Here is a 3855-nt window from a genome sequence, read left to right on the forward strand (position 1 = left end):
CGTGAGCGCCGTGATGCGCGGGGTCGAGGAACGGGCCCTCGAGGTGCGAGCCGAGGATGTCGTGATCCGTCTCCATGAGGTCCGCGATGTCCGCGACCCGGCGCTCGAGCCCGTCGATCGGAGCGGTCACCAGCGAGACGACGGCCCGCGTCGCGCCGTGGCGCCGGGGCAGCGCCCGAGCCGCGCGGATCGCCTCCACCCCGTCGTCGAACGAGGCGCCGGCGCCGCCGTGCCCGTGGATGTCGATGAAGCCCGGGGTGAGGATCGCCCCGGGGCCGGCGACGGCCTGTGCGTCGACGACTTCATCGGCGGAGGCCCACGTGCGGCCGACGCCTCGGGCCGTGATGCGGCCGGACTCGACGCGCACCCAGGCATCCGGCACGACGACACCGTCGTCGACAAGAAGAGCCGAGTGGATGATGAGCGAGCCGCTCGGCGTGCAATCGGATGTCATCGCGTGCTCCAGGGAATCTCTTCTGCGGGGTGGAAATCGACCTGCCCAGACTTCCACAACGGTGCCAGGGTGCCGAGGCGCACGCGGAACGACTCCCAGTCGCGGCCGGGGCCGGTGCGCGCAGACCAGGCGATCTCCGCCTGCGCCGCGGCGCGGGGGAACACCAGCCGCTCGACGTCGCTCAGCGACCGGGTCGTCTCGCTCCACAGCGGGGCCTCGATGCCGAGGATCGCGCTGTCGGGCACATCGAGCACCGAGGTGGGCTCCCACTCGTAGGCGGTGCGGACGTCGATGATCGCCGCCCAGGTGAGACCGAGGGGGTAGTCGGCGGTGTACTTCATGTCGAGGTAGGCGACGTCGGCCGTCGACATGATCAGCGCGCCGCCGCGCTCGACGAAGTGCGCGGCCTCTGCGGCGTGCGAGCCCTCGGGAGTCGTCTTGCCCCAGTACTGGCCGATCGTGCCCTCGGCGATGTCTTTCGCGGCACCGACCTCGTGCCACGCCACGGGGATCTTGCCCTCCTCGAACACGATCGCCGTCGCGCGCTCGACGAAGTGGTCGAAATCGGCCTGCGGGGTGCCGAGGGATTCATCTCCGCCGATATGGATGTACGGGCCCGGCGTCATCTCGGCGAGCTCGCGCACGACGTCGCGCACGAACTCGTAGGTGCGCTCCTCGTGGATGCGGACGCTGGAGTGGCCGACGCCCCAGCCGAGGTACGGCTCGCCGGCGACGGGAAGCGGCTGGCCGAGGCGCTCCGATTCGGCGATCAGGCTGTCGTTCATGACCGGATCCTCGACGAGCTCGGGGTAGGCGACGCCGATGGCATGCGTGTGGCCGGGAAGGTCGATCTCGGGGATGACGACCATGTGGCGTGCGGCCGCATGCGCGACGATCTCGCGATAGTCGTCTTTGGAGTAGAAGCCTCCGGGGTCTCCGAGCGATGCGGTCGACGAAGCGAGTTCGGTGAGCTTCGGCCACGAGTCGATCTGGATCCGCCATCCCTGGTCATCGCTGAGATGCAGGTGCAGGTGGTTGAACTTCAGCGCGCTGGTGCTGTCGATGAACTTCTTGACCTCGTCGACGTCGAAGAAGTGGCGGGTGACGTCGAGCATGACGCCCCGGCGACCGAAGCGGGGCGCATCCGCGATCTCGGCGCGCACGAACCCCCAGCCTTCGTCGTCCTGACGCAGCAGCTGCAGCAGAGTCTGCACGCCGTAGAAGAGGCCGGCCTCGTCGGCGCCGACGAGCTCGACGGTGTCGGAGACGCTGAGGGTGTAGCCCTCCGGGGCGGCCACGGATGCATCGATCCGGAGGGAGATCTCGCTCGTCTGCTCGGCAGAGGAGGTGAGGTGGATGCCGCTGCGCCGCAGGACGGCGTCGATCAGCTGAGCCGCCGCAGGGGAGTCGCCGATGACTCTGGTGGTGACGGAGAGCGGCATCCGGCCATCGCCGGCGATGGCGGAAGCGGGCAGGGGGACGAGAGGCATGGAATGGGGAAGGACCATGAACAAAACCTACCCTGCGGACGGACGGCGGCACAGGGAAATCCGCTATGCTTTCACACGTCGCGACTGGCGTCTGGGTGGACTACCACCGGGGAGCGACTGACCACGGAATTCGACCGCGCGCCTGGGCCGATAGGTATACCCCTTTCGAATCCGTTGTCAGAGGAGCATGTCATGACCGATCGTTACTTCAACGCCCCGCTCGCCGAGGTCGATCCCGAGATCGCACAGGTTCTCGACCGCGAGCTCGCTCGCCAGCAGACGTTCCTCGAGATGATCGCATCCGAGAACTTCGTCCCCGTCTCGGTGCTGCAGGCGCAGGGTTCGGTGCTCACGAACAAGTACGCCGAGGGGTACCCCGGGCGCCGCTACTACGGTGGCTGCGAAGAGGTCGATGTCGCGGAAGAACTCGCCATCCAGCGTGCGAAGGACCTCTTCGGTTCGGAGTTCGCCAACGTCCAGCCGCACTCGGGTGCATCGGCCAACGCCGCAGTGCTGCACGCGATCGCCCGCCCCGGCGACACACTGCTCGGCCTCGCCCTCGACCAGGGCGGTCACCTGACCCACGGCATGAAGATCAACTTCTCGGGTCGTCTCTACGACATCGTCGCCTACGGCGTCGACCCCGAGACCTCGACGATCGACATGGACGAGGTGCGTCGCCTCGCGATCGAGCACAAGCCCAAGGTCATCATCGCCGGCTGGTCGGCCTACCCCCGCACCCTCGACTTCGCCGCGTTCCGCGCGATCGCCGACGAGGTCGGCGCCCTGCTCTGGGTCGATATGGCGCACTTCGCAGGTCTCGTCGCCGCGGGTCTGCACCCGAACCCGGTGCCGCACGCGCACGTCGTCTCGTCGACCGTGCACAAGACGATCGGCGGCCCTCGCTCGGGCTTCATCCTGACGAACGACGCCGACCTCGCGAAGAAGATCAACACGGCCGTGTTCCCGGGACAGCAGGGCGGACCCCTCATGCACGTGATCGCCGCCAAGGCGACCGCGTTCAAGCTCGCCGGCACCCCCGAGTTCAAGGAGCGCCAGGAGCGCACCCTGCGCGGAGCGGCGATCCTCGCCGATCGTCTCTCGCAGCAGGATGTGAAGGATGCCGGCATCGGGGTGCGCTCCGGCGGCACCGACGTGCACCTCGTGCTCGTCGACCTGCGAGACGCCGAGGTCGACGGCAAGCAGGCCGAAGACCTGCTGCACGACATCCACATCACCGTCAACCGCAACGCGGTGCCGAACGACCCGCGTCCGCCCATGGTGACATCGGGGCTGCGCATCGGCACGCCCGCGCTCGCGACCCGCGGTTTCGGCGACGCCGAGTTCACCGAGGTCGCCGACGTGATCGCTCTCGCGCTGCTGCCCGGCGCCGATGTCGAGGCGCTCCGTGCACGTGTCGACGCGCTCGCCGCAGCCTTCCCGCTCTACCCGGACCTGCAGCAGTGACCGCTGCGATCCTCGACGGCAAGACGGCGTCGGCCGCGATCAAGGCCGAGCTCACCGAGCGGGTCGCTGCGCTGAAGGCGAAGGGCGTGGTGCCCGGCATCGCGACCGTGCTCGTCGGCGCCGACCCGGCATCTCAGCTCTATGTCGGCATGAAGCACCGTCAGTCCGAGGGGATCGGGATGAACTCGATCCAGCGTGAGCTGCCGGCCGATGCCACGCAGGCCGATGTCGAGACGCTGATCGACGAGCTCAACGCCGACCCCGACTGCCACGGCTACATCGTGCAGCTGCCGCTGCCGAAGCACATCGACACCGATGCGATCCTCGAGCGGATCGACCCGGCGAAGGATGCCGACGGCCTGCACCCGACCAACCTCGGCCGGCTCGTGCTCAACGTCAACAAGCCGATCAACACACCGCTGCCGTGCACGCCGCGCGGTGTGA

Annotated in this window: 3 protein-coding genes, 1 pseudogene and 1 riboswitch; of the genes and pseudogenes, 2 read left to right on the forward strand and 2 right to left on the reverse strand. The window is 68.5% G+C overall.

The window, feature by feature from the left end; genetic code table 11:
• A pseudogene (locus tag J7E68_RS16635) lies at positions 1-454 on the reverse strand (N-acetylglucosamine-6-phosphate deacetylase); the annotation flags it as partial.
• Positions 451-1962 carry a family 20 glycosylhydrolase gene (locus J7E68_RS16640; protein WP_215174466.1) on the reverse strand — a complete coding sequence of 504 codons (1512 nt, stop codon included), beginning with the start codon at positions 1960-1962 and terminating at the stop codon, positions 451-453. The gene J7E68_RS16640 and the pseudogene J7E68_RS16635, both read right to left, overlap by 4 nt.
• A gap of 52 nt (positions 1963-2014) precedes the next feature.
• A riboswitch (ZMP/ZTP riboswitch) is annotated at positions 2015-2099 on the forward strand.
• 37 nt (positions 2100-2136) lie between these two features.
• Here J7E68_RS16640 and glyA point away from each other — a divergent pair.
• Both glyA and J7E68_RS16650 read left to right on the forward strand, forming a co-directional pair.
• Positions 2137-3411 carry a serine hydroxymethyltransferase gene (gene glyA, locus J7E68_RS16645; RefSeq protein WP_215174468.1) on the forward strand — a complete coding sequence of 425 codons (1275 nt, stop codon included), beginning with the start codon at positions 2137-2139 and terminating at the stop codon, positions 3409-3411.
• On the forward strand, positions 3408-3855 hold a 448-nt coding region (locus J7E68_RS16650; RefSeq protein ID WP_311417242.1), incomplete at its 3' end, for a tetrahydrofolate dehydrogenase/cyclohydrolase catalytic domain-containing protein. The genes glyA and J7E68_RS16650, both read left to right, overlap by 4 nt.

The organism is Microbacterium sp. ISL-103, from assembly GCF_018613995.1.
GTDB lineage: Bacteria > Actinomycetota > Actinomycetes > Actinomycetales > Microbacteriaceae > Microbacterium.